This is a genomic window from Microbacterium sp. (assembly GCF_035277845.1).
Classification (GTDB): domain Bacteria; phylum Actinomycetota; class Actinomycetes; order Actinomycetales; family Microbacteriaceae; genus Microbacterium.
Map to the genome: position 1 here is coordinate 1 of NZ_DATEJS010000110.1, position 3,188 is coordinate 3,188.

3 protein-coding genes are annotated in these 3,188 nt (G+C 72.7%); 1 reads left to right on the forward strand and 2 read right to left on the reverse strand.

Annotated features, from left to right (window positions below; translation table 11 throughout):
* On the reverse strand, positions 1–1,159 hold a 1,159-nt coding region (locus VJR25_RS04650), incomplete at its 3' end, for a M20 family metallopeptidase (RefSeq protein WP_324113016.1).
* Positions 1,156–2,577 (reverse strand): MFS transporter, encoded by a 1,422-nt coding sequence (locus VJR25_RS04655; RefSeq protein ID WP_324113018.1) that lies wholly within the window; start codon positions 2,575–2,577, stop codon positions 1,156–1,158. The genes VJR25_RS04650 and VJR25_RS04655, both read right to left, overlap by 4 nt.
* Positions 2,578–2,696: 119 nt before the next feature.
* Here VJR25_RS04655 and VJR25_RS04660 point away from each other — a divergent pair.
* Positions 2,697–3,188 (forward strand): Lrp/AsnC family transcriptional regulator (locus tag VJR25_RS04660; protein ID WP_324113021.1); only part of this gene is annotated, 492 nt, incomplete at its 3' end.

The window sequence follows — 3,188 nt, forward strand, 5'->3', positions numbered from 1 at the left end:
CCTGGGCGAGCAGACGGGTGCGCTCGGCGGGGTCGGATGCCACGGCTGCCGCGGCCGCGGCCAGGCCGTAGGCGGCGTCGAGCACCGCGGCATCCGCTCCCGGCGTGGCGCCCGCGGCGGTGAACCCGGCGGTGTGGTGCACGGCCCTGGCGAGGTCGTACCCGATCATCGGGTGGATGCTCGGCACCCGATGCGACACGTTGCCCATGTCGGTCGAGCCCGCGGGCGGCCCGTCGAGGTCCACGTCGCGCCCGATCTCGCCCAGCGCGTCCGCGTACGCCTGCGCCAGCCCGGCGTCCTGGCGCAGGTCCGCGAAGGGATGCCCCACCGGCTCGATCGACAGCGTGCAGCCGGTGGCGAGGGCGCCGGCCTCGTAGCAGCGCCGCACCCGCTCCCAGACGGCGTCGAGCTGCTCCTTGAGCGGGGCGCGCAGCTCCACCCGGGCGGTGGCGCGGGCCGGGATGACGTTCGGCGCGGAGCCGCCGTCGACCACGATCGACGACAGGATCACGTCGCTCGGCAGCTGCTGGCGGGCCAGGGCCGTCGCGGTCTGCGCGATCACGATCGCGTCGAGGGCGTTGACGCCCTCGGTCGGCGCGGCGGCGGCGTGCGCGCCGCGCCCGTGGAAGGTCATGTCCCAGCATCCGAGGGCGAGCGACGACGAGCCGACGTTGTCCTCGCCCGAGGCGTGCGCCATCATCGCGACCGCGACGCCGTCGAAGAACCCGGCCTCGATGAGGTCGATCTTGCCGCCCCACGACTCCTCCGCGGGGGTGCCGAGCACGAGCACGGTGAGTCCCAGCCGGTCGGCCAGCGGCGCGAGGGCGAGCGCGGCGCCGACGGCGGATGCCGCGTTCACGTTGTGCCCGCAGCCGTGGCCGATCTCGGGCAGGGCGTCGTACTCGACGCACAGCGCGACCGTGAACTCCCCGGTGCCGTACGACGCGGCGAACGCCGTGGGCTGCGCGGGCTGGCGGCGCTCGAACGAGAACCCGGCATCCCGCAGCACCTCGGACACCCGGGCGACCGCGCGGAACTCCTCGCCCCCGAGCTCGGGGTCGGCGTGGATCGCGTGGCTCAGGCCGAGCAGGGTGTCGCGGTGGCTGTCGACGGCGGCGCGCACCTCGTCGCGGACGGTGGTCTGGAGCTCGGTGGTCATGCTGCTGCCTCCTGCAGGGTCTGCCGACGGGGGTACCGGAGCGCGACGATCCCGGCGAGGGCCGCGGCGACCAGCAGCGTGACCCAGATGCCGACGATGCCGCTCATCGCGATGTGGCCGTCGGATGCCACGAACGCGGTGGACATGAGCTTCACGGCCGCGGCGCCGATCGCGACGCCGACCGACAGGGCCAGCTCGTTCAGGCCGGCGGCGGTCGCGGTCTCGTCGACCGGGACGCCCTCGACGCTGAGCGTGCGGGTCGCGGCCTGGTAGGCGCCGATGCCGAGATAGAACACGCTGAACCCGGCGATGTACCCCGCGGCGGTGCTGTGCAGCACCGCCATCAGGGCGAAGCCGACCGCGAGCAGCGCGGCGGCGGCGAACAGGGCGGCGCGCTCGCCGGCCCGGCGCATGAACGGGGGCAGCGCGAGCGACGAGCCGAACGCGAGCACGGAGGTGGCGGCGAGCACGACGGCGATGTCGAGCGGGTTCATCCCGAAGCCGTACGAGGTCGCGGCCGCATCCGCGTGCAGGAAGATGCCGTTGGTTCCGAAGTAGCTGATCGACGCGAAGCCGAACAGGAACGTGACGACCGTGACCACCCGCACGCGGGGGATCGACAGCATCCGCAGATCGATGAACCGGACGGCGTGCTCGCGGCGGTCCAGGCGCCACCACAGGCCGAGCAGCACGACACCGCCGATGCCGGTGACGAGGGTGAGCGGCGACGCCCAGCCCCAGTCGCCGCCCATCGACAGCGCGGTGACGAACCCGATGAGGCCCACGGTGCACAGCGCCAGCGGCAGCGCGGCGACCGGTTCGCGGGTGCCCTCGAGGCCCTTCGGCAGCACGAACGAGGCGACGAGCGCGATGACCGCGAACGGCACCGCCACCCAGAACCCGAGCGTCGGGCGCTGGGCTCCGACGACACCTGCGAGCAGGCCGCCGATGCCGACGGTGATCATCAGGGTGCCGATCATCGCGCCCACGCCGGTGCGGGTGGCGGCGGCATCCGTCGCACGCAGGATGCCCATCATCAGCGGGATGAACCCGACGACGCACGTGAGCAGAACGACGCCGATCGTGACGGTGAGCAGGGTCGGCCACAGGGCCATCGAAAAGACGCCCACGGCGACGATCGCGGCGGTGATGCGCAGGATGAGGCGGCAGCCGAGGCTGTCGCCGAGACGCGAGATGACCGGGGTCATCACGGCGAACGCGACCGAGGAGACCAGGAACAGCCCGTTGATCGTGGGGTCGTCGATGGCGAGCTCGGGGCCGAGCGCGGGCAGGATCGGGTTGAGGTAGCCCTGGGTGATGCCGGACAGGGCTTCGATGAGGGCCATCGCGACGATGACCCCGGCCATCGGCGCGGCGGCGCGCGGCCGCGCGGCGGTGGGAGCGGGAGCGGATGACATTGCGCGGATTCCTTCGGTGGAGCGGCGGGAGCGAACACGGCTTCGTGAACGGGCCAACGGTATGTTTCGCGGAATGAGCGCGTGGCAGAATGCAGGAATCGGACAGAACGGGATGCAGGATGCCGGAATCCATTGATCCGTCAGAGGTCGATCTGGCCCTGCTCGGCGCTCTCGAGGTGAATCCGCGCGCGGAGTGGACGGCGGTGGGGGCGGCGCTCGATCTCTCCGCCACGACGGTCGCGCGCCGGTGGGCAGCCCTGTCGGAGGGCGGTGAGGCGTGGGTGACCCCGGCACCGGGACACCTGTTCGTGGCCGAGGCGGGATGCGCGTTCGCGTTCCTCGCGGTCGACCCGGCGCAGCTCGAGGCGGCGATCGCCGCGCTGGGGCGGAACCCCGTCTTCGCGACGATGTCGCGCGTCACCGGCGACTTCGACCTCATGATCGACTGCTTCGGAGCATCCCTGACATCGCTCCTCGACGAGATCGGCACGGCGCTCGCCGCGGTTCCCGGCATCCTGCGCAAAGAGGTCGTGGTGACCACCCGCGTGCACCGGCACGGCACGCAGTGGCGGTCCGGCACGATCGCGCGCGACCAGGCCCGCACCCTCCGG

Bases quoted from the DNA above. Each gene is read 5' to 3' on its own strand.
- VJR25_RS04655 (WP_324113018.1), bottom strand. From the start codon at position 2,577: ATGTCATCCGCTCCCGCTCCCACCGCCGCGCGGCCGCGCGCCGCCGCG.